Raw genomic sequence first — 22,440 nt, forward strand, 5'->3', positions numbered from 1 at the left:
CGTCGCGAGAAGGGCTAAGCGATCGACCATTTTTGTGGTTTCGGCCTGCTGCGCAGTTGCGTCTCTGTTATCGGCAGGAAGGCGCCCGTCTGAACGGTTGCCGATGTTGCCTGACAGTCGACCGTTTGCCCCGCTGCCACTCGCGCCAACTGCCGAATGTCAAACAAGCCTCCAGATCAGCAAACTATGCCGACCCACTGATCAAGCTAGCTGCAAGCGCAAGAATCCGAGGCCAATGTAATGAATACTTAAGCGCTGGGCTGGGTTGAATGGCGCCTCCGGGTTTCAATCGAGCGCAGCTCGGCGAGCGCGCTCACAGTGTTAGAATAATTAGGTACTGCTCGCTCGAAAGCTCGAGAATAATCGTCAAGCGGAGCTTCGCCACTATTCAGGAACAAACAATCTCGATGCACACCCCACACACCTCTCGTTAATGACGGTCGCGTTTGCGATCGCAACTGACGCCCAATAAGTTTCTAGATTTGATCAATACGTTTTCAAGGTTCTGCTGCGCCGGGCTTGGAAGTGCCCGCCCCCTCCGAGATGGAAGCACCAAAGCGATAGAGGCCTTGATAGCATCCCGCATGCGAATTCGGCGCAGTACAGCGTTAAAGTAGAGTTCCGGTGTCGAGGCATTTTGCAATAGGTCTCATTCAATATCCTGAAAAGGGGCATGGGCGCGATTCCGAGCTTCTAATGGGGGAGAATGCGATGCGACCGCTGCGTAAAGCACGAGAGTCATAGCCGAGCGGACGATATTTTGTACATAACGTTCAAATCTGTGGCCGAAGCAACACGCTCGGGCGAGTAACGGGATCGTTCGTACGTCCCGTGCTGTGTTTGTCGCCGCCGCCCTGATTTGACTATTAATGGTTGGCGAGCACAGGGAAACTCTTCGTTCGTACTCACTTGCTCGGAAAAGGTTCGATATGAATCATGACGACAACGGAAATCGCCATGAAGTATCTGTGATGACGGACGAACAGCTCGAACTGGAGCACTGCAAGCAACAGATTGCTCGTCTCAAACAGCTGGTTATTCGCCTTTCTGAAATTGCGTTGCGCAACGTCGTAAGAGCCGCCGAGGACCGAAAATCGGAACGCGCGTGAGTCTCTGTCGGCCCACCGAACGACCAGCCCCCGAGGGAAACGAACGTTGCGCCGTAGCGCGCTGTTCTTTGCAGCGCGGCTCCCGCCGGGGGCAGGGAGCAGCCTCGCCCCTATCTCCATAGGGGCGAGGCTGCTATTTTATAGCCGGAACTTTGAGGGTTCAGACCGGCATCGAGCTTGGCGTATCGCGCGTCGCCCGACGCGTGGATATTCCTTCGCATCGACAGCGATCACGCGCGACGTGCCGAGCACATTCTTGCGAGAGCAGTGGCTCGCATTTGCGACGGCAACGCCAGCAAGCAATGCCGTCGCCGCGCCGGCGAGTTGTGAGGCCCATTGGTGCAGGCCTAGTCTACCACCGCAACGGAGAAAAGCGGCGCGCCTATTTTGTACCAAGGGAAGCTGTCTCGCTCCTCTCAATGGGGCGCGAAGTGGATTTCGATCCTGACCGCAACCGGATGGGCGGGCCGGCATTGGGCGAAATGTCGTTTACTCAAGAGTACTTTCGCCGGCTGGCTCGGGAATGTGAGCTGCCCGCGCGCTTTTTCGCGCTGCTTGACGGCGACGCCTCAGAGTACGCCCCCGAGGAAGCCGAGCAGGAGTGTTGCCGGAAACACTCTGCGTCCGCAACGGCTCCCACCTCTCCAGATCGGCGTGGATAACCAGGTCACGTGGCCCAAGGAGGAAGCGCTTATCACTGCTCCTCATGCCCAAGACCAAGGATCACTTGCAGTCCGTCCACATCGCCCTGACGGCCAACTGTCTCGACGAACGCGGCGCCTTGACGGTCGTCTCTCCTTCTCAGCTGCACCGGCTCGATGCCGGAGGCAAACTCGATCACCGGCTGGTAGCGCTTGGCGGAAGTGCTGAAATATATCACGCCCGAACGCCGCCGCTGAAACAACTGCACGTCGCTCGAGCCCTGCGGCGTCGAGATTTTGACTTTGTGCTCGCGGTTGATGAAGCCGAACACGCGCAAGGTTTCCGAATCCACTCCTGGCGCTGCTGCACAAACCAGCTCTAGCCAAGCGCGGCCCCTTGGTCATTGCGTAGCTCGATTACGTCGGGGTCAGCTTGTGGCGGTCGCCGTTCCAGATCGTTATCGCTTCCTCGGGCGTGCCGACCGCCTTGGTCGAGACCTCCATGCCGTAGGGTTCGCAACGAAGGCGCCTGCTCGCATCCTCCTGGATCAGGACCGGGTAGCACTTGGCAATCAAGCACCTCCGGATCGGACGCCTCCGATTTCGTGTTGCTCTCACTGGTATTCGGATCAACTGCCATTCTGTAGTCTGCCTCAAGCAGCTCCACTAGCCGCTCGACGCGAGCGATCCGGAATGGCTGGGACGGCTTTGTCATCAGGGCAGGTCCCTGGGATCGAATGCGAAGAATCCAATGATGAAGATGACGAGCGTGCGAGGAGTGGCGTTCATGCGCCGGGTTGTCGGTCCTCCGCCGAATGCCAGTCCGCGCCGTGGAGGCGGATCATCTCGCGACGGGACCGCTCGATGAAGACGCGCTCAACGCAAAAGCCGGCGGTGACTGAAGCCGCCAGCGCAAGGCCGCAGGCGTTATAATCATTCATGAAATTCCAAAACATGTTGCTGCCGGCGACGCCGACAAAAGTAAGTGCCATGACGGTGTTGCGAATTGCCTTAACCACGTTGTTCCCCCAGCCGGTCGGCGAGGCACTTTAGCATTGCAACCATGACGCTTAGCAGCGTTTGATGGTTGTGATCCGCCGTCTTTCTGCTCAATCAGCTTGGGTCCGGCCGTGTTGTCGCGCCCCGTGGAATCCGATCGATAACGTATCTCGCTCTGTGCCATGAAATGTGGTGACGTCTTGGCAGACAGCCTTCGCCAGCCGATAGGACGCAGCATCCGCTTTGCAGCGGTTTCGGCCAGCGCAGCCGAGCAGAACAAATAGCACTGCATCTCTGGACCATAGAACGAGGCGTTCTCGGCGTCGGCAGCAATTCGTGCGGGCTCAATCCGTTCCAAAGCCCACGCACGGAAGCGCTTCGCATTTTGCCAATCATTCGCAGAATTTCGGCATCATGAGGCCCTACATCAGAGAACTTCTGCTTAATTGCCCAATACTATCATTATTCCCGTGGGGCAACGAAGCGAACGAATGGCCCGTTTCTACTTTAATCTGGCAGGCAAGCAGAATGTCGACGACCCCGGCGGGTTAGCATTCGAAGACGAGCTGCAAGCCTTCCGTGCGGCAGAACGCTTAGCAAAAGATCTGGCGAGTGCTCAACCTCTGCTGCGGGGTACAACCTGCGTGGTCGTTACACGCAGGGACCGAGGTGAGGCCTATTACGTAAGCGTGTGACAGCGCTTCCAAATCAGACGTCTCGGCCACTACTGACGTATCATCTGCCGGGGCAGCCGCCCCGAGTTGTGGGACCACCGAGCCGATTGAGGGAGGGCTCGTTTTCCCTAGTTAGACTTGCCTGCAACGCCACCGTCAGGCACGATTTCGAAGAACCCCGATTGCACCATGTCCATCAAGACCTATATCGGCGCGGTCGCAGCGGCGCACGATGATGGCTGATTGGGCCGCGTTCTGCGATGGCAAGCGCGCTGCGGACGGCGTGGTCGTGCCGATGTCTCGCGCGATTGCGTGACGAATAACTTTCTGACTTTCGAATCGTGGAGAGCCTGTTTCCCACCAAGTAGAACTAGATGCCGTAATGGGCCCTGCTTCGAGCAAGGGGTCATGATGGTGGCTGTCCCCCGATAGATGATGAAACGGGGTCACGACTTGAGTCGGCCCCAAGCATCTGGAGACGGAGGACAGCCGTGGAAATTATGCCGGAATCGACGTGTCATTGGAACTGTCGAGCGTGTGTGTTGTGGACGCCCAGGGTAAGATCCTGAAGGAAGCGAAGGTCGCAAGCGAACCCGACGCCTTAGTTGAGTTTTTTGAGACGCTCGGCTTTGCAGTGAAGCGGATCGGGCTGGAGGCTGGGCCGCTGTCGCAATGGCTGCATGCAGGCCTGAAAGGTGCAGGATTTGAAACAGTTCTGCTGGAAACGCGGCACGTGAAGGCCGCATTATCTGCAATGACGGTCAAGACGGATCGCAAGGATGCCCGCGGGATCGCCCAGTTGATCCGGATGGGATGGTTTCGGCAGGTACACGCAAAGTCGGTTGATGCGCAAGAGATCCGGGCACTCCTGATCGCACGCAAACAGCTTCTCGGGCGGCTGATCGATGTAGAATTAAGTATCCGAGGGATTTTGCGCGGCTTCGGTCTGAAGGTCGGCCCGGTGACGCGAAGGAATTTCGAAGCGCGGATTCGAGAGTTGGTTGCAGGCCAGGCGACATTGGAGCGCATTGCTGGTGCGATGCTTTCGGCACGATCGGCCCTGAAGGCAGAATACGGAAGACTACACAAGGCTGTGCTGGCAATTGCGCGTGATGATGCAGTCTGCCGCCAGCTTATGACAGTACCAGGCGTTGGTCCCCTGGTGGCCATCACCTACAAATCGGCGATTGATGATCCTCATCGCATTGTAAAGTCAAAGGCAGCAGGCGCGCTGTTCGGGCTCACGCCAAAGAAATATCAATCGGGAGAAAAGGACGTCACGGGCGGAATCACGCTGGCCGGCGATGAGACGGTGCGGACGGCCTTGTATGAAGCCGCCAACGTTCTGCTATCGCGCATCACGCGGTTCTCAAAACTCAAACGCTGGGGGATGGACGTCGCTAAGCGGAGAGGCTCAAAGCGCGCAAAGGTCGCCCTGGCACGCAAGCTCGCAGTGATCCTGCATCGGATCTGGGTCGATGGCACGACTTACCGATGGGCCGAAGCGGGCTCAATCGCAGCATAGAAGACGTGGAGGAGATCAAGAACGCAACCGGGATGAACTGAAGCCCGGTGCCCGAAGTCCCGTCGCCGGGACGGTGGATGCGGTGAAGCCGTTACACGCCCAGTGGCCGTCGTCCGACGAACCACGCGTATCTAGATAGGCTCACCGCTCCCTCTGACAGCATGATGTGGCGGCCAGGCGTCGACCACGAACAGAAGCATGAGCTGGGCGACGAGACGTTCACTCGGGAGGCTTGACATCATCGGGCCCATTACAGAAGGCCGCGAACCCATCTGTGGACGCCCCGCGAGATGCAAGCGGTTTTTGAAACAGACCACGAAAAGCACCAGAGAGTTGCAGCTACTGGGTCCACCATTGTGCCTCCGAAATCCCGCGCGCGCCGCCCTATCGCCTGAAGGGATTTCGTTGGGACCCGGCGCAACTGGAAAAACTGCAAGGACCGCCAGATGAGGGGTGAGCGCCACCCGGGTTTATTAACCCTCCGCCGATCGTGCAGAAAGACGGCAAAAGGTGGCCCATCGGCGCCGATTATGGAACCGGTTGCGGTGTTAAATGCCCCGAAACGATGGCAGAAACGAAGGGGATGCTCCGGCTCCGCGTACTCGGCTCACACACCGACGACTGACGCAGGATCGCCCGCGATGACAAAGCAGAGCGAGCATAGATCAGCATGGCGTATCTGCAGAAGCAGCTCGCTAGGCAGCGAAAAGCCCTCGGCGAACTCGGTGAGCGCGTGTCGCGTGCCGAACGTGAGATCACGAAAGATCGCGCCGACAGACTCGAGCCGGCATTGCTTGGACTAGTGTCGACTGAAAACCCCGACACTGACGAAGAGAAGATCATGCCCGTACAAATGAACGCCGAGCTTTTCTGCAAGCTGCAGGAACTATCCCGCCATAACGCGGTCGCCCGCGCGCTTGTCTTCTTGTGGGAAACCGGCACCCTGACCTACGAGGACTGGGCGACGAAGGCGATCTCTCTTCTCATTGATCAGAACGAAACGCTCTCGGCGATCGCCGTGGATGCGGAGAAGCGCGCCTGCCGCCTGCCCAAAACTCCGCCCGTAGCCTCACCCACACGTTGAGAGAGATCGTCCCGTGTCCGACACCCCCAAGACCGGAACACCGCACCCCGGGCCCGCGCTGCGGCTTGTCAGCGGCGCGAAACAGGAGCCGCTGCGCTGCCCCGCCGCTGGCCGCGATGCCGAAAGCGAGAAGACGCTTTGCTTCTACTTCAACCGGCGCATGACCGATGACGAGATGCGGCACCTTCACGCGGTCATACGGCAGGCGGCAGCCTACTCGCCGATCATCGACGGCCAGCCCAGCAAGCAAACGAGCGGAGTCTCAGAGCAGGAGGCGGCGGCAGTGCTACGGCGCTACCTGCTCATGCGCGAGATTGACGGTCACTGAGAAAGTTCCTCTTTTTCATCCGCGCCCCCGACAAAGTCTCGCTAAATTTCAAACTGAGACACTACCCGTTAGTCGGTTCAACTCGCAGCGTCAGGACGCCCGTGATGGCGGAGGCGACGAAGACAGTCACTCGCACCACTTCCGGGAACAGCACACCAATCAATGGTGTCAGAGTCCGGGGAGACCCCAGTAGAACACGCCGACCAGGCCGGCAATAAGGCTTGTATAGAGGACGTGGGGGACAATGGGGAGCAGGTACTGCTTACTCGCTCACCGCTGTGAGTGCCCTGCCGGCGGCCAATCGGCTCCTTGGTTCGGGCGACGATCAGAAGGCGGCGAACGATTATCTGCTGACCTGCGCTTCCTCGGAGACGACAAGGATTGAAGCAACGCAATCCACCGGGAGCAACAAGCCGCCGCATCGCCCATCAGACGCGTTTCCACGGTGAAGATCAGCGCTTGCGAGGCCGGTTCGTGGAAAATTTTCGCGATTGGATGGGCTCCTGCAAAAAGATTGTCTTTTCAGACTCCACCGCATTTTGCGGCACCGGCCGAAGAAGGCCTCCCTTGTGGTCTTCCATATCTCCCCAAGCGTCGAAGGTAGTGGCTAAAACAGGCGGCGTCTCAGCAATTCCTCCGTGCGTATACTCAGATCAGGACAACCGCATCTAGCGTCGTGCGCCACGATTTGTCGGCCGACCGCCGGATTTCACTGATCAATGAAGCCGTCTCGTCTGCGGCAACCGCTGGCATCAGACGGAGCGGATAACTGCACCGCTAAATATGGACACGGGCATCGGACTTTCGTCGCCGTCAGGCGCAAGTTTTTTTACTCCGCCTTGTTTGGCAAGAATTCTCTCGCCTACGACCGGTATCGCAGGAATGCGCAAACGCCCGATGTGGAGCACCGCGACACCAGAAAACTCTCATTTTCATTGACCGCTGCAGCGGTCAACATGATTGGACCCACAATTACTCAGATCGAGACTTCCGTGAGCACTCCAGAGGCAAACGTCAAGTGTGGACCTTCTGTGATTTCTGTCGGCGCACGGCCAAGGCTGACGAAAGATGTGGTTGAAGGACGATCTGAACCTGAACACCACGCCGACGAAAATTGTGAAATCAGCGGGGGGTGTCTGCCGGCGCGATCGACGCTCCGAATAACAGAAGCAGGCGCCGCAAGTGATCACAGCCCAGCTATCGCGCTGGGCGACAATTTACGTTAACGTTTGCCGGTCGGTCCATATGCGTACTCGAATCCGATCGCCTCGGAGGCAGAAGGCGATCATCCGACCGCTTGATCCTTCCCACCCTCAGGGTTGGGATAATCCTGACAATGAGGAAGTTTGGCTTGAGCTGGCGCGCGCCATCGGACGGCAGATTGCACGAGACGAAAACGACGGTTTGGAGCAGCCAAAAGGAGGAAGGGCATGATGACGAGGCCAATAAAAAAGAGGGCCGTGTTATACGCCCGCTATTCGAGCGACATGCAAAAGGCGACCTCGATTGACGGTCAGCTATTGCTCTGCCGGAAGATCGCGGCACGCAACGACCTAGATGTCATCGGTGCATTTGTTGATGCCGCGAAGTCTGGCCTAACCGAAAATGCGAGGGACGGCTATCAGCAATTGCTCAATGGCGTGCGAAACCATGATTTTGATGTTGTGATCGTTGAGCATTTCGATCGCCTGTCGCGCGATCCCGCAACCATCCAGCGTCTCAAGCAAGTTTTCGAGTTCAATGGCGTTGAGCTGATGGATCAGAAAGGCGTTTACGCGACTGCCACCGACATCAGCATCGCAAGTCTCTACAACACGATTTATAAGCCGCAGCTCGCCGACAAGGTTCGGCGTGGCCATGATAATGCTGTCGCTAGTGGAAGAATTCCTGGCTCATACGCTTACGGTTACCGGCCAAGGCCGGGCGCGCCCGGTGAGCGCGTGATCGATGAGAACGAAGCGAAGATCGTGGTCCGCATCTTCACCGAATATGTATCGGGGCGTTCAACCCGAGATATTGCGGCCGATCTCACGCGCCAAGGCTTGCCCTCGCCTGGCGCCACCCGTCACAAGAACAAGGCTGGTCGCACGACCTGGAATCATCAGTGCATAACTGGCGGTCGCCACGGTCGCGGCATTATCGGCAACGAGCTGTATATCGGCGAAATACATTGGAACGTTCGATCAACAATTCTGAACCCGGAAACGCAGAAGAAACAGAAACGCCGCAATCCGGACGACCGGCACATCATTGTCAAGAAGCCCGAGTTGCGGATTGTTCCGCAAGTGCTTTGGGACAGGGCGCAGAAGGTTCGCAGCGGCCGCGCCATCCATATGTTCGGACCGACGGGCAAGCCGCGGCGCCGTCCTGTGATCCCGCGCAATAATGAGCACCCACTTGCTGGGGTCCTCCGGTGTGGTGTCTGCAACGGGAATATGCGAATCGCTCAATCCTCCAGGAATGGCGCTCCGCGCGCCGCATGCGCCAATGCGCATCAACGAGGCACGTGTGAGCACACTCGGAGCTTTGACATGGACGTGCTACTTGAGGATGTCTCAAGCAAAATGGAATTAAAATTGCTTTCGCCCAAAGCGATTGAAGAGGCGATGCGTGCTTGGAAGGAGGAGCGTAAGAACGATCGGAAAAAGAACAGCGAACACGCAAATTTAGAGCGTAGACTCCGTACGTTGACCACTGAGATCGAACGCTTGTCATATGCCATCGCAAACAGCCGTCGCAAGCCGGATGAGTTGCTCAAGCGGATCGATGAGTGCGATGTGGAACGGGAAACCGTTAAGGAGCGCTTGCGGCTGCTGGGTAGTGGCAGCGAAAACGTGATCCCGTTCGACCATCCAAAGTTCGGTGACCGATATCATTCGGAGGCCAAGAGACTGGTCACCGCGCTGAGGATTAATCCGAAGGCCATCGAAACCCGCGTCGCCTTTCGCAACTTGATCGACAGCATCGTAGTGCATCCGGTTCGCAAGCGGATGCCCTACGAATATACTCCGTACCTGAACAGCGCTTCCCTTTCTAGCATGAATCTTTTCCCCGAAAATCGACGCAAGACGAGAGAGATCAGTGCGTTCGTCTACTATGATAACGTCAAGTCAGAGAAATCCGTGTCCTCGTAATAGACGCGGACCTGCATGTGGTGGCGGCCGTCGCGGATCTCGCCGTCGAGATGAGCTGTCACGTCGCGAGCCTCTTCGCTTGTCGCTAACCGCCCCGTTTTGCGCAAAAACGGCCGGACGCGCAAGCGCAGCTAGGACACGGCGAGCCCTGTCCTTCCCAGCGTCACCTCGACGATCTCGGGCGGCACGCCGACGCGGATCGGCATGATGCTGCAACCGAGGCCACCGGAGACAATGAGGTCGCATTTCAGCCGGAAGTGGCCATAGGCGAGGCGCAGGCCGTTCTTGGGCGAAACCGCCGGCGACCAGCCAAGCAGGCGAACCTGGCCGCCATGGGTATGACCGGACAGTTGCAGCGCGACGCGCCCGGGTACGAGCGGCGCGATGTTGGGCTCGTGCGCGAGCAGGATGACCGGCGCATCGTCGGTGACCTTCGCCAGCGTGGCGTTAAGATCGTCGGCGCCGAAGCGGCCGATGCTGCGGAAGCGCCGCGCCGGCAGGAAGGCCAGCTGATCGCCGAGCCCCGCAAGCCAGAACGGGCGGCCGTCCTTGGTGAGGCGCACCACGTCATTCTCGTAGACGGGGATGCCGGCCGTCTCCAGCGCGCGATGGGCGATCGTCGGCCCATACCCTGCCTGCTGCACCGTCCTGTCGTCCCAATAATCGTGGTTGCCCATCACGGCATGGACGCCGAGCGGCGCCTTCAGGCGGGCCAGCACCCTCGCCCATTCGCGCGACGGGATGAGGCGCGTGACCTGGTGCACGCCGGCGACATAGTCGCCGAGCAGCACGACGAGGTCGGCCTTCAGCGCGTTGGTGCGGTCGACGATCGACTCGATCCGCTCCAGCGACATCCAGGGATCGCAGGCATGAATATCGGCGATGGCGGCGATCTTCAGCGGAAGATCCGCCGGCCATTGCCGCGGCGTCGGATGATAGCGGGTGACGCGGAGCCGCAGCACCGGCTCGATGCCGACGCCATAGGCGGCGGTCGAGACGCCGAGGGCGGACAGACCGCCGATGGAACGGATGAGATGACGGCGCGTGATCATGAAGACCCGATCGTAATGCGCCTTGTTGATGCGGTCCGATTGGAGCGGAATTGGGGTGCGTTCGTGCAGAACGTCTGCACGAGATTACCAGAAATTCATGATAGAAGGAGCGCGCTGCATTGGCGCAGCTCAGTCGTCGCTCTCGTCCGTGCCGAACAGGCCGAATTGTGCCGCCGCATCGCGCGAGGGCTCGGCGATGCCGAGATGGCGGAAGGTATGCGAGGTGAGCAGACGGCCGCGCGGGGTGCGCTGGAGATAGCCGCACTGGATCAGATAGGGCTCGATGATGTCCTCGATCGCATCGCGCGGTTCAGACAGTGCAGCAGCCATGGTCTCGACCCCGACCGGGCCGCCGCCATAGTTCATCGCGATGGTCGTGAGGTAGCGACGGTCCATCGCGTCGAGGCCCGCGGCATCGACCTCGAGCGCGCTCAGGGCGTGGTCGGCGATCTTGCGGTCGATCTTGTCGGCATCGGCCGCCGAGGCGAAATCGCGCACGCGGCGGAGCAGGCGGCCGGCGATACGCGGCGTGCCGCGAGCGCGGCGCGCGATCTCGTTGGCGCCGTCCGCGCTCATGCCGACATTGAGCACCCGTGCCCCGCGGGTGACGATGCTTTCGAGTTCCTCGATGGTGTAGAAGTTGAGCCGCACCGGAATGCCGAAACGATCGCGCAACGGATTGGTGAGCAGGCCGGCGCGCGTGGTGGCGCCGACCAGGGTGAATTTCGACAGCTCGATCTTCACCGAGCGCGCCGCCGGGCCCTCGCCGATGATGAGGTCGAGCTGAAAGTCCTCCATCGCGGGATAGAGCACCTCTTCCACCGCCGGGCTCAGGCGGTGGATCTCGTCGATGAAGAGCACGTCGCGCTCTTCGAGATTGGTGAGTAGAGCTGCGAGATCGCCGGCCTTGGCGATGACGGGACCCGACGTGGCACGAAAGCCGACGCCGAGCTCCTTGGCCACGATCTGCGCCAGCGTGGTCTTGCCCAGGCCCGGGGGACCTACGAACAGGACGTGATCCAGCGCCTCGCCGCGCTTGCGCGCCGCCTCGATGAAGATCGAGAGGTTCTTGCGCGCCTGCTGCTGGCCGACGAAATCGGACAGCGACTGCGGGCGCAGCGCGGTGTCGCCGACATCGTCGCTGCGGCGCTCGGGCGAGACCATGCGGTTGGCCTTGGGATCGCTCACTCAGCGAACTCCTCGTAGGGTGGGCAAAGGCGCGCTTCGCGCCGTGCCCACCATGTCTCCGATCGGTTGAAAGATGGTGGGCACGCTGCGCTTTGCCCACCCTACGAGACCGACCATTGCCGCGCTCACTTCGCCAGTTCCTTCAGGCCGAGGCGAATGAGTTGCGCCGTCTCGGCGTTCTCGCCCGCGCTGCGCGACGCGGATGCAATGGCGGCGGCCGCTTGCGGCTGACCATAGCCGAGATTGACCAGCGCGGAGATCGCATCCGCCACCGGGCGCGGTGCCCGCTGGTCGTCGACGGCGCCGGCAAGATGCACCACAGCCGGATCGACATTGGCGAAAGCCGGCGCCTTGTCCTTTAATTCGGTAACGATGCGCTCGGCGACCTTGGGGCCGACCCCGGGCGTGCGCGCCACCGCGGCCTTGTCGCGCAGCGCGATGGCGTTGGCGAGATCGAACGGCGCCAGCGTGCCGAGCACGGCGAGCGCGACCTTGGCGCCGACGCCCTGCACGGTCTGGAGCAGGCGAAACCATTCCCGCTCCTGGTCGGTGCGGAAGCCGAACAGTTTTATCTGGTCCTCGCGGACATAGGTCTCGATCGACAGCACGGCAGCCTCTCCCGGCGAGGGCAGATGCTGCAGTGTACGCGCCGAGCAATGCACCTGATAGCCGACGCCGCCGACGTCGAGGAGCACATAATCCTCGCCGTAGGAATCGATCAGGCCCTTGAGCTTGCCGATCATCTCGAGACCTCGGTCGCGGCAAGAACTCCTCTTTCGTCATGGCCGGGCTTGTCCCGGCCATCCACGTCTTTAACATCGGAAAGAAAGAACGTGGATGCCCGGCACAAGGCCGGGCATGACGACGGTGATGTACGCTTGCCCATCATAACCCCGCCACCTTCAGCCTGAGCGCGGTGCTCTGGCGGTGATGAGCGTGGGTGATGGCGATGGCGAGCGCGTCGGCGGCGTCGGCGGACGGCGGCTCGGCCTTGGGCAGCAATATCTTCAGCATCATTGCGATCTGTTGCTTGTCGGCATGGCCGGCGCCGACCACGGTCTTCTTGACCTGGTTCGGCGCGTATTCGGCGACAGAGATACCGAACATCGCGGGCGCCAGCATGGCGACGCCGCGGGCCTGGCCGAGCTTCAGCGTCGCAACGCCGTCCTTGTTGACGAAGGTCTGCTCGACCGCGGCTTCCATCGGCTGATGGTTCGAGAGCACGGCCGCGAGCCCCTCGTGGATCGCGAGCAGCCGGCGCGCCAGCGGCAAATCGTCCGGCGGTTCCACCGAACCGCAGGCGACGTAGATCAGGCGATTGCCCTCAGCCTCGATCACGCCCCAGCCGGTGCGGCGGAGGCCAGGGTCGATGCCGATGATGCGAACGGGGCCACGAATCGGGAGCGCAGTCATGGGTCAGTGATAGCGGCTGGCTGCCGTGGGGGAAACAGAAACAGAACGGAAGTAACAGGGGAAGTGGCGTCTGGTGCCCCGGGCGCGACGCAGCGCAAAGCGGTGCGGCGCTGAACCGGGGCCCAGTTTGCCACCGATGCTTAGAGAACGATGGGTCCCGGCTCTGCGCAGCAGCGCACCGGACGATGCTTCGCATCGCCGGGGACGCTGCAGCGCGTCCGGGACACGGTGAACTTCAGCCGCCCATCTTCGCGACCAGCGCGTCCGACACCTCGAAATTGGCGTAGACGTGCTGGACGTCGTCGTGCTCGTTCAGCAGATCCATCAGCTTGAGCAGCTTCTCGCCGGTCTCGTCGTCGACCGCGACCGTGTTCTGCGGTTTCCAGATCAGCGCGGCCTTGCGCGGCTCGCCGAACTTGGCCTCCAGCGCCTTGGCGACGTCGCGATAGCCTTCGGTCGAGGCGTAGATCTCGTGACCGGCTTCGCCGGAGACGACATCGTCGGCGCCGGCCTCGATCGCCGCATCGAGCATGGCGTCGTCGGAGGCCACGCTGCGGTCGTATTCGATGATTCCGGTGCGATCGAACATGAAGGACACCGAGCCGGTTTCGCCGAGATTGCCGCCCGACTTGGTGAAGAAGGAGCGGATGTCGGAGGCGGCGCGGTTGCGGTTGTCGGTCAGCGCCTCGACGATGACGGCGACGCCGCCGGGGCCATAGCCCTCGTAGCGGATCTCGTCATAGTTCTCGCCCTCATTGCCGAGCGCCTTCTTGACGGCGCGCTCGATATTGTCCTTCGGCATGTTCTCCTGGCGCGCCGCGATGATGGCGGCGCGCAGGCGGGGGTTCATGTTGGGGTCGGGCGTGCCCAGCTTGGCCGCGACGGTGATTTCCCGCGCCAGCTTGCCGAACAGCTTCGACTTCTGGGCATCCTGCCGCCCCTTGCGGTGCATGATGTTCTTGAATTGGGAATGTCCGGCCATGCGTGGTCTCTCGGGGGTCTCTTGGAAGCGTACGCCAATGAGGGTGGGAAACGCGGCCTTATAGGCCGCCAACCCACCGGAATGAAAGGGTCTCGGATACTTTAAGGTAACCCCGTACAGCCCCCTGCCTAGAGGTGAGGCATCGTTAACCCTGACTTCATTCCAGCCTGCGAAAATAACCTCCGAGCGTCCCCCGACAAGAGAGACCTGATGGCATTCGGACTATTTCGGAAGCGTCTGCCGGATATGGCCGCGCCGGTGGCAGCCGCAGAACCCGCGCCGCCGGTGGCCCAGTCCGAGCCCGCCCCAGCCGAAGGTGATTCGGCGCGGGAGATCCTGGAATTGCTGGAACTCGAGCTCGGCGCGATGATCCGCCAGCTCGAGCGCGCCGCCAATTCGGTGGCGGGCGGCGCCGAAGCGACCGCATCGACGCTTGCCGCCATCCGCGACCGCACCGACGCCCTGACCGGCCGGACCAATGCCGCGCAATCAACCGCCTCGACCTTCGCCCATGCCGCCGACAAATTCACCCAGTCGGCGCTGGGGATCGGAGCGCAGGTTCGCGAGGCCGGCAAGCTCGCCGACGAGGCCAGCGCCGCGGCGCAGGAAGCCCGCGCCAATGTCGATCGCTTGCGCGAATCCTCCGCCGCCATCGGCAATGTCGTCAACCTGATCGCGCAGATCGCGCGGCAGACGACGCTGCTCGCGCTCAACTCGACGATCGAGGCCGCACGCGCAGGCGCTGCCGGAAAAGGCTTTGCGGTCGTCGCAACCGAGGTCAAGGCCCTCGCGGTGCAGACGCAAGGCGCGACGGAAGAGATCACCAAGAAGATCGACGCACTGCAGCGCGACGCCGCCGGCTCTGCGGATGCCGTGCACCGCATCTCGCAGGCGATCGAGGCGATCCGCCCGGTCTTCGAGACCGTCAACGGCGCGGTCGCCGAACAGAACGCCACCACCAGCGAAGTCTCCGGCAACGCCGCCAGCGCCTCGGAGTTCATCGTCTCGGTCGGCGAGAGCGCAGCCGAGATCGATGCCGCGACCAAGGCCGCCGAGAGCCACGGCGAGAACGTCGCCAGTGCCGGCAAGGCCGTCACCACCTTCGCACAGAAGCTGAAATCGCGCTGCGCCGTGCTGCTCCGCCAGAGCGAGCACGACGACCGCCGCAAGACCGAGCGGCTGCCCTGCCATCTCAAGTTCGAGAGCCCGCGCGGCGTGATGCCGGTCTATGAAATCTCGATGGACGGCGTGCTGATCGGCGGCGCGGATGCAGGCCGGCTTGCACCGCAAGCGATGATCGAAGGCACCCTCGAAGCCGTCGGCGCCTGCCGCCTGCGCGTGGTCGAGCAATCCAAGGCCGGTGTACGCGCGCAATTCGCCAGCCCCAATGCCGAGCTCCGCGAGAAGATCGAGGACAGGCTCTGGGCGATCCACGAAGAGAACACGGAGTTCGTCACCCGCGCCATGGAAGCGGGCAACGCGCTGACCCAGATCTTCGAGCAGGCCGTTGCCCGCGGCGAAGTTGGGATCGACGACCTGTTCGACACCGACTACGCCGAAATCGCCGGGACCAATCCGCAGCAATACCGCACGAAATATCTCGACTGGGCCGACCGCGCGCTGCCGCCGTTCCAGGAGGTCTTTCTGGCCAAGGACCAGCGCTTGGCGTTCTGCGCCATGGTCGACCGCAACGGCTTCCTGCCGGTGCACAACAAGATCTATTCGCACCCGCAGCGGCCGGGCGATGTCGCCTGGAACACAGCCAATAGTCGCAACCGCAGGATATTCAACGATCCGGCGGGGTTGGCGGCCGCACGCAACCTGCGCTCGTACCTGGTGCAGAGCTATGCGCGCGACATGGGCAATGGGAATACGGTGATGATGCGCGAGATCGACGTTCCGATCCGCGTGCAGGGCCGACACTGGGGCGGATTTCGCACGGCCTACAAGCTCTAGTGCACGCTCAGGCAAGACGCCGCGCGCGAATCATCCTCTAAAGTCGAAATTGGAATGGGAATGCCGCGGTGAGCCGATGAACGGCTCCGCCTGGAGAAAGCCCGTAAATGTCCTTCGCACAACTTGCAGTATTGGACACCGGATCCAACCGGACGCTCGCTGAGCGGCTGATCGATCAGCTTGCCGACCGCATCGGCGGCCTCGGCGTGGAACTCGCCGATATCGCCGGCAACGTCCAGGAAGTCGCAAACCGCGTCGCAAACCAGTCGGAACGGTTCCACCATCTCCAGGAGACCGCCGAGACGATGGTCTCGGCCAACCACGATATCGCCAATGCATCGCAGGCCGTGCAAACCACCACGTCCGCGGCGGTTGGCGAGATCGCGCAATCGCGCAGCGCCGTCGACACCGCGGTCAACCACATCTCCGAGCTCGTCGCGGCGGTGGAGCGCATCGAGGCGCGCCTCAGTGCCGTCGGCTCGGCGCTGGCGCAGGTCGCGAAAGTCTCCGGCTCGATCGAGGCGATCGCGAAGCAGACCAATCTGCTGGCGCTGAACGCAACCATCGAAGCCGCCCGCGCCGGCAATGCCGGTCGCGGTTTTGCCGTGGTGGCAAGCGAGGTGAAGAACCTCGCGGAAGCCACCCGCCAGGCCACGCACCAGATCTCCGACACCGTGCGCGATCTCGACGGCCAGATCGAAGGCCTGATCGGCGAGAGCAGCGACGCCTCGCAGCGCGCCAAGACCGCCGGCGAAGGCGCCCAGCAGATCTCCGGTATCATCTCGCGGGTTCAGCAGGGCTTCGCCTCCGTGGAGGCGGAGATCGGCAGCGTTACGCGCGCGGCAACCTCCAATCTCGGACATTGCGACACCGTCATCAGCGAGCTGAACGAACTCGCCAAGGGCGTCGACCTCTCCTCGCGCGATCTCAAGAGCGCCGATCAGCGCGTGACAAAGCTGCTCGACACCTCCGAAGGCCTGATCGCACTGATCGCCGACAGCGGCGTGGAGACATCGGACGCGCCGCTGATCCGAATCGTCGTCGAGACCGCGAAGCGGATCTCGACCGAATTCGAGGCCGCGATCGATCGCGGCGACATCACGCTCGACCAGCTCATGGACGAGACGTATCGCGAGATTCCCGGCTCCGATCCAAAGCAATACCTCACCAAATACGTCGACTTCACCGACCGCGTGCTGCCCGCGATCCAGGATCCGATCCAGAAATCCGATCCCCGCATCGTGTTCTGTGTCGCCTGGGCCAAGGGCGGCTATCTGCCGACCCACAACCCCAACTACCGCCTGCCGCAGGGCAAGGACCCGGTCTGGAACAACGCCAATTGCCGCAACCGCCGCCTGTTCAACGATCGCGCGGTCCAGAAGGTCGCGGCGAACACCAAGCCGTTCCTGCTCCAGACCTACCGCCGCGACATGGGCGGCGGGCAGTTCGTGCTGATGAAGGACCTGTCCTCGCCGATCGTGATCCGCGGCAAGCGTTGGGGCGCCTTCCGGATGGGTTTCCGGCAGAGCTGAGGGCCGCTCAGTCAAAAATCTGAAAAACAACCCCATGCACAGTAGCCGGGGCGTCCGAAATCAATAGCTTACGCCGGCAGCCTCCGGCCCGTTTTGACTCGTCGGGCAAAACAAGGGCACAATGCTATTATTCCGAAGTTCGGCATCCGAGCTTGGCAAGGCCGGAGCAAGCGCCTCGTCCTTCGAGACGACCGCTTCGCGGTCTCCTCAGGATGAGGCTTCACTGCATCGGTGTCCGTTGAAACTGCTGCCGCGGACTCCGTCCTCATCCTGAGGGCCCGCCGGAGGCGGGCGTCTCGAAGGATGGGCCGCAGGCGAGGTTCGCCGTCGCGCGGCTCTCCGGTCACGAAACTTTCCCAATCGCACGACTTTCGTCATCGCATGATTTTGCGCATCCGCACGACAATCTGCGGTGATCGACGACGCGCGCGCCGAAAAAGCATCAAAACATGACGATTATCATATCAATTAGCCCAAAACGCTGGCAGCGAGCGCCGCACAAATTCGTGAACGTCATGGGCTGACGCGTCAGCAGCGCAAATATGCATTGCCGGAGATTGCGACGCTTCATTGTCGCGCGCGAATTGGCTGACTAGATCGACGTAAGCGATCGAGCGAGCAAGGGGATGCATATGGCAACTGTTCTCACCATCAACGGCGAAACGAAATCGTTCGATGCGCCACCTGAAATGCCGCTGCTGTGGGTGCTGCGCGACATCCTCGGAATGACCGGCACCAAGTTCGGCTGCGGCATCGCGCAATGCGGCGCCTGCACGGTGCATGTCGACGGCAAGGCCGTGCGCTCCTGCGTCCTGCCGGTCAGCGCGGTCGAGAACCGCGCCATCACCACGATCGAACATGTCGGCAGCACGCCTGCGGGCGCGAAAGTGCAGAAGGCCTGGCTCGACCTCGAAGTGATCCAGTGCGGCTATTGCCAGTCCGGCCAGATCATGTCGGCCGCCGCATTGCTGGCCGCTACGCCCAATCCTGACGATTCCGACATCGACGCTGCGATGGCCGGCAACATCTGCCGCTGCGGCACCTATGTCCGCATCCGCGAGGCCGTCAAGCAGGCCGCCAACGGCCGTCAGTCCTGAGGTCCACCATGAATGCACATAACAGCGTCTCCCGCCGCGCGCTGCTGACCGGCGGTCTCGCCACCGGTTTCCTGCTCGCCTTCCATCTGCCGCTGCGCGCGGCCGTCAACGAACCGGTGCAGCCGCCCGATGCAACCGAGGGCAAGTTCGCGCCCAACGCCTTCATCCGCATCGACGAGACCGGCCGCACCGTGCTGATGATGCCGCAGGTCGAGATGGGCCAGGGCACCTATACCTCGATCTCCGCCGTGCTCGCCGAAGAGTTGGATGCCGACTGGAGCAAGGTCGAGGTGCAGCACGCCCCGCCGAACGACAAGCTCTACGGCAATCCGACCTTCGGCCTGCAGGTCACCGGCAACTCCAACTCGATCCGGGCCTGGTGGACGCCGCTGCGCAAGGCCGGCGCCACCGCGCGCGCGATGCTGGTGCAGGCCGCGGCCGCCCAATGGGGCGTCGAGCCCGCGAGCTGCACGGCGTCGAAGGGCGAGGTCGCGCATGAAGCCAGCGGCCGCAAGCTCGCTTACGGCGCGCTGGCGCTCGCTGCCCAGGGACAGACCCCGCCGAAGGATGTCGCGCTGAAGGACCCCAAGGACTTCGTCATCATCGGCCAGCCGCTGAAGCGGCTCGACACGCCCGACAAGGTCAACGGCAAGGCCGTCTACGGCATCGACGCGATCCTGCCCGGCATGAAGTTCGCGACCGTCGCCGCCTGCCCCGTGTTCGGCGGCAAGGTCGGCAAGGTCGACGACAGCGCCGCGGTGAAGCTCCCTGGCGTGCGCAAGGTCGTGGTGCTCGACGACATGGTCGCCGTGATCGGCGATCACATGTGGGCGGCCAAGAAGGGCCTCGAAGCCCTCAAGATCGAGTGGAACGAGGGACCCAACGCTGCGATCACCACGAAGGATGTCTGGGACGATCTGCGCAAGGCCAGCCAGAAGGACGGCGCGGTCGCCAAATCCGACGGCGACATCGCCAAGGCGCTGGCGAGCGGCGACAAGTTTGAGGCGGCTTACGAGCTGCCGTTCCTGGCGCATGCATCGATGGAGCCCATCAACGCCACCGTCCATGTCAAATCCGATTCCTGCGAGATCTGGACCGGCACGCAGATCATGACGCGCGTGCAGTCGGAGGCGGCGAAGGCCGCTGGGCTTGCGGTCGACAAGGTCATCGTCAACAACCATCTGCTCGGCGGCGGCTTCGGCCGCAAGCTCGAACCCGACATGGTGATCGCGGCGGTGAAGATCGCAAAACAGGTCGACTACCCCGTGAAGGTGGTGTGGACCCGCGAGGAGGACATCCAGCACGACGTCTACCGTCCGGTCTATCGCGACCAGATCACTGCGTCGCTGGTCGACGGCAAGGTCGCGGGGTGGAAGTACAAGGTTGCCGGCTCCGCCGTGCTGGCGCGCTGGCTGCCGCCGGCGTTCCAGAAGGGCATCGACATCGACGCGATCGATGCCGCGGTCGATGCACCCTACGACTTCGCCAATTTCCACGTCGAATATGTCCGCGCCGAGCCGCTGTCGGTGCCGACCGGCTTCTGGCGCGGCGTCGGCCCGAACAACAACGTGTTCGCGGTCGAATGCGCGATGGACGAGCTCGCGCGCAAGGCGGGCAAGGACCCGATCGAGTTCCGAAAGTCCATGCTGACCAAGAACCCGCGCATGCTCGCGGTGCTCAACCAGGTCGCGGAGAAATCCGGCTGGGCTCAACCGCTGCCTCCGCGAGTCGGCCGCGGCGTCTGCGTGCAGCCGTCATTCGCGAGCTTCATCGCGACCGTGGTGGAGGCGGAGATCGACGACATCGGCGAGATCGTGCTCCGCCGCATCACCTCGGTGGTCGACACCGGCATTGCCGTCAACCCCGACACCGTGAAGGCGCAGATCGAGGGCGGGCTGATCTTCGGCCTCACCGCCGCGCTCTATGGCGAGATCACGATCGACAAGGGCCGCGTGCAGCAGTCGAACTTCCACGACTATCGCATGATGCGCATCAACGAGACGCCGAAGATCGAGGTGATCGTCGTCAAGAGCGGCGAGGCGCCCGGCGGCATCGGCGAGGCCGGCGTCAACGCCGGACCGCCGGCGCTGCGCAACGCGATTTTTGCCGCAACCGGCGTGGCGCTGCGGCGCCTGCCCATTGACCGAAAACTGCTGGCTGCGGGGAAGAAGGCATGAGCGGGAAGATGCGTATCCTCACAAGCGTCGCTGCGATCGCCATCCTCGCAGCAGGGCTCGGCGTCTGGATCATCCGCGGGCCCGGCCCGCTCGATTTCGCGGGCGGCACGAAGGTGGCGCTGACGGATTACCGCGCCGGCAAGCCGACCGGCGTGCCGGCCAAGCTGGAGAAAGCGAGCCTGGTCGAACGCGGTGAATATCTCGCCAAGGCGGCCGACTGCATGGTCTGCCACACCAAGCCCGGCGAGAAGGATTATGCGGGCGGGCTCGCCTTCAAGCTGCCGTTCGGCACGCTCTATTCCACCAACATCACGCCGGACAAGGACACCGGCATCGGCAATTACAGCGACCAGGATTTCCTGAACGCGGTCCAGCACGGCCAGCGTCGCGACGGCGCCCGGCTCTATCCGGCGATGCCGTACACGTCCTACACATTCATGACCGACGCGGACGTGCTGGCGGTGAAGGCCTATCTGTTCAGCCTGCCGGCGGTGCGCGCGAAGGCGCCGGAGAATACGCTGTCGTTCCCGTTCAACCAGCGTTGGGCCATGATTGCCTGGTCGGCCGTGTTCAATCCGGACACGCGCTTTGCGCCTGATACTTCGAAGAGCCCGGAATGGAACAGAGGCGCGTATCTTGTCGAAGCGCTGGCGCATTGCGGCGAATGCCACACCCCGCGCAATCTCGGTTTTGCGCTGGATAACCGCAAGAAGTTCGCCGGCGCGATCACGGCGGGCTGGCGCGCCTTCAACATCTCCTCCGACAAGGCGACGGGTCTCGGCAATTGGAGCGACCAGGATCTGATCTCCTATTTGTCGCTCGGCCATGCGCCGGGCCACGGCTCGGCCTCGGGCCCGATGGGTGAAGCCGTCGACCACAGCTTTAGCCAGTTCGCGCCAGAGGACATCAGCAGCATCGTTGCTTATCTGCGCAGCGTGCCGCCGGTGCCCTCGCCCGACCTGCCCGCCACCACGGCACCCGTCGCCCCCGCCTCGCACAAGGACGGCGTCACGGCGGACGCACGCGGCAAGAAGGTGTTCGCCAGCGCCTGCGCCAGCTGCCACGGCTGGAGCGGCGAGAGCCCGGTCTCGCCGATGGCAACGCTGACCGGCACCTGGGCCGTCAACGACCCCGCCGCCACCAACGTCGCGCAGATCGTGCTGTCAGGCACCAAGCGCCACACGCCCGATGGCGCGCTGTCGATGCCGGCGTTCGGCAACGCCTACACCGACGACGAGATCGCGGCGGTGGCGAACTACGTCACGGCGCGGTTCGGGACGAAGGGCTCGAAGCTGACGGCGAAGGATGTCGCGGAGCTGCGGGGACAGACGGCGGAGTAGTACGGTGGCGGTACTTGCAGCGAGATTGATGCGCAATCGCGCGTGTCAATCTCCGCTGTCGTCCCGGACAAGCGAAGCGCAGATCCGGGACCCATACCCACAGGGAGTGGTTTGGCGAGAATTCGGAGTGGGAGCTTTGCCTCACACTTCTCCCTGTGGGTATGGGTCCCCGCGTGCGCGGGGACGACACTGAGTTTGACGCGCCGCTA

The 22,440-nt window shown here is 62.4% G+C and carries 20 protein-coding genes and 1 pseudogene; 12 read left to right on the top strand and 9 right to left on the bottom strand.

The window, feature by feature from the left end:
- The first annotated feature begins 929 nt into the window (after positions 1-929).
- On the top strand, positions 930-1,109 hold the full coding sequence (locus CIT37_RS35785; RefSeq protein ID WP_074077659.1) for a hypothetical protein: 180 nt from the start codon (positions 930-932) through the stop codon (positions 1,107-1,109).
- A 694-nt stretch (positions 1,110-1,803) separates the two neighbouring features.
- Here CIT37_RS35785 and CIT37_RS35790 read toward each other — a convergent pair.
- The 3 genes from CIT37_RS35790 to CIT37_RS35800 all read right to left on the bottom strand — a co-directional run bounded on the left by CIT37_RS35790 (position 1,804) and on the right by CIT37_RS35800 (position 2,769).
- The gene (locus CIT37_RS35790) at positions 1,804-2,103 is read right to left on the bottom strand and encodes a hypothetical protein (RefSeq protein ID WP_028142010.1); all 300 of its coding nucleotides are present in this window, start codon (positions 2,101-2,103) and stop codon (positions 1,804-1,806) included.
- 64 nt (positions 2,104-2,167) lie between these two features.
- Positions 2,168-2,326 carry a hypothetical protein gene (locus CIT37_RS35795; RefSeq protein ID WP_154694120.1) on the bottom strand — a complete coding sequence of 53 codons (159 nt, stop codon included), beginning with the start codon at positions 2,324-2,326 and terminating at the stop codon, positions 2,168-2,170.
- A gap of 209 nt (positions 2,327-2,535) precedes the next feature.
- Positions 2,536-2,769: a hypothetical protein gene (locus tag CIT37_RS35800; RefSeq protein ID WP_038971399.1), complete on the bottom strand. Its 234-nt coding sequence runs from the start codon at positions 2,767-2,769 to the stop codon at positions 2,536-2,538.
- Positions 2,770-3,240: 471 nt separating this feature from the next.
- On the opposite strand from CIT37_RS35800, the gene CIT37_RS35805 reads away from it, so the two are divergent.
- The 6 genes from CIT37_RS35805 to CIT37_RS35830 all read left to right on the top strand — a co-directional run bounded on the left by CIT37_RS35805 (position 3,241) and on the right by CIT37_RS35830 (position 9,494).
- The gene (locus CIT37_RS35805; RefSeq protein ID WP_131233107.1) at positions 3,241-3,444 is read left to right on the top strand and encodes a DUF6894 family protein; all 204 of its coding nucleotides are present in this window, start codon (positions 3,241-3,243) and stop codon (positions 3,442-3,444) included.
- A 451-nt stretch (positions 3,445-3,895) separates the two neighbouring features.
- Positions 3,896-4,948 (top strand): IS110 family RNA-guided transposase, encoded by a 1,053-nt coding sequence (locus CIT37_RS35810; protein WP_095424708.1) that lies wholly within the window; start codon positions 3,896-3,898, stop codon positions 4,946-4,948.
- Positions 4,949-5,618: 670 nt separating this feature from the next.
- Complete coding sequence (locus CIT37_RS35815; RefSeq protein WP_011084360.1) at positions 5,619-6,032, top strand: hypothetical protein; 414 nt, start codon at positions 5,619-5,621, stop codon at positions 6,030-6,032.
- Between the two features lie 13 nt (positions 6,033-6,045).
- Positions 6,046-6,360 carry a hypothetical protein gene (locus CIT37_RS35820; RefSeq protein WP_014498135.1) on the top strand — a complete coding sequence of 105 codons (315 nt, stop codon included), beginning with the start codon at positions 6,046-6,048 and terminating at the stop codon, positions 6,358-6,360.
- 719 nt (positions 6,361-7,079) lie between these two features.
- Positions 7,080-7,586, top strand: a complete 507-nt coding sequence (locus CIT37_RS35825; protein ID WP_161966264.1) for a hypothetical protein — start codon at positions 7,080-7,082, stop codon at positions 7,584-7,586.
- 204 nt (positions 7,587-7,790) lie between these two features.
- Positions 7,791-9,494 (top strand): recombinase family protein, encoded by a 1,704-nt coding sequence (locus CIT37_RS35830; RefSeq protein WP_011084356.1) that lies wholly within the window; start codon positions 7,791-7,793, stop codon positions 9,492-9,494.
- Here the strand turns inward: CIT37_RS35830 and CIT37_RS35835 are convergent.
- From CIT37_RS35835 to CIT37_RS35860, 6 genes and pseudogenes are all read right to left on the bottom strand, one after another.
- Positions 9,467-9,556: pseudogene (locus CIT37_RS35835) on the bottom strand (acyl-CoA thioester hydrolase); the annotation flags it as partial. The gene CIT37_RS35830 and the pseudogene CIT37_RS35835 sit on opposite strands and share 28 nt — an antisense overlap.
- Positions 9,557-9,625: 69 nt before the next feature.
- Positions 9,626-10,546 (bottom strand): metallophosphoesterase, encoded by a 921-nt coding sequence (locus CIT37_RS35840; protein ID WP_095424707.1) that lies wholly within the window; start codon positions 10,544-10,546, stop codon positions 9,626-9,628.
- Positions 10,547-10,675: 129 nt separating this feature from the next.
- Positions 10,676-11,710, bottom strand: a complete 1,035-nt coding sequence (ruvB, locus tag CIT37_RS35845; protein ID WP_174719466.1) for a Holliday junction branch migration DNA helicase RuvB — start codon at positions 11,708-11,710, stop codon at positions 10,676-10,678.
- A 149-nt stretch (positions 11,711-11,859) separates the two neighbouring features.
- Positions 11,860-12,477, bottom strand: a complete 618-nt coding sequence (ruvA, locus tag CIT37_RS35850; protein ID WP_095424705.1) for a Holliday junction branch migration protein RuvA — start codon at positions 12,475-12,477, stop codon at positions 11,860-11,862.
- 142 nt (positions 12,478-12,619) lie between these two features.
- Entirely contained in the window at positions 12,620-13,147 is a 528-nt protein-coding gene (gene ruvC / locus CIT37_RS35855) for a crossover junction endodeoxyribonuclease RuvC (RefSeq protein ID WP_092254529.1), read from the bottom strand.
- A gap of 235 nt (positions 13,148-13,382) precedes the next feature.
- Positions 13,383-14,129, bottom strand: a complete 747-nt coding sequence (locus tag CIT37_RS35860) for a YebC/PmpR family DNA-binding transcriptional regulator (protein WP_028142017.1) — start codon at positions 14,127-14,129, stop codon at positions 13,383-13,385.
- A 210-nt stretch (positions 14,130-14,339) separates the two neighbouring features.
- Here CIT37_RS35860 and CIT37_RS35865 point away from each other — a divergent pair, with 210 nt between their 5' ends.
- The 5 genes from CIT37_RS35865 to CIT37_RS35885 all read left to right on the top strand — a co-directional run bounded on the left by CIT37_RS35865 (position 14,340) and on the right by CIT37_RS35885 (position 22,231).
- Positions 14,340-16,085 (top strand): methyl-accepting chemotaxis protein, encoded by a 1,746-nt coding sequence (locus CIT37_RS35865; RefSeq protein ID WP_161966265.1) that lies wholly within the window; start codon positions 14,340-14,342, stop codon positions 16,083-16,085.
- Positions 16,086-16,192: 107 nt separating this feature from the next.
- On the top strand, positions 16,193-17,617 hold the full coding sequence (locus tag CIT37_RS35870; RefSeq protein ID WP_095424703.1) for a methyl-accepting chemotaxis protein: 1,425 nt from the start codon (positions 16,193-16,195) through the stop codon (positions 17,615-17,617).
- 632 nt (positions 17,618-18,249) lie between these two features.
- Positions 18,250-18,714: a (2Fe-2S)-binding protein gene (locus tag CIT37_RS35875; RefSeq protein WP_028142020.1), complete on the top strand. Its 465-nt coding sequence runs from the start codon at positions 18,250-18,252 to the stop codon at positions 18,712-18,714.
- Positions 18,715-18,722: 8 nt separating this feature from the next.
- Positions 18,723-20,891 (top strand): xanthine dehydrogenase family protein molybdopterin-binding subunit, encoded by a 2,169-nt coding sequence (locus tag CIT37_RS35880; protein WP_161966266.1) that lies wholly within the window; start codon positions 18,723-18,725, stop codon positions 20,889-20,891.
- Complete coding sequence (locus CIT37_RS35885) at positions 20,888-22,231, top strand: c-type cytochrome (protein WP_095424701.1); 1,344 nt, start codon at positions 20,888-20,890, stop codon at positions 22,229-22,231. The genes CIT37_RS35880 and CIT37_RS35885 overlap by 4 nt, the downstream gene beginning before the upstream one ends.
- The last annotated feature ends 209 nt before the right edge of the window (positions 22,232-22,440 follow it).

The sequence above is a fragment of the Bradyrhizobium ottawaense genome (genome assembly GCF_002278135.3).
GTDB classification, from domain to species: domain Bacteria; phylum Pseudomonadota; class Alphaproteobacteria; order Rhizobiales; family Xanthobacteraceae; genus Bradyrhizobium; species Bradyrhizobium ottawaense.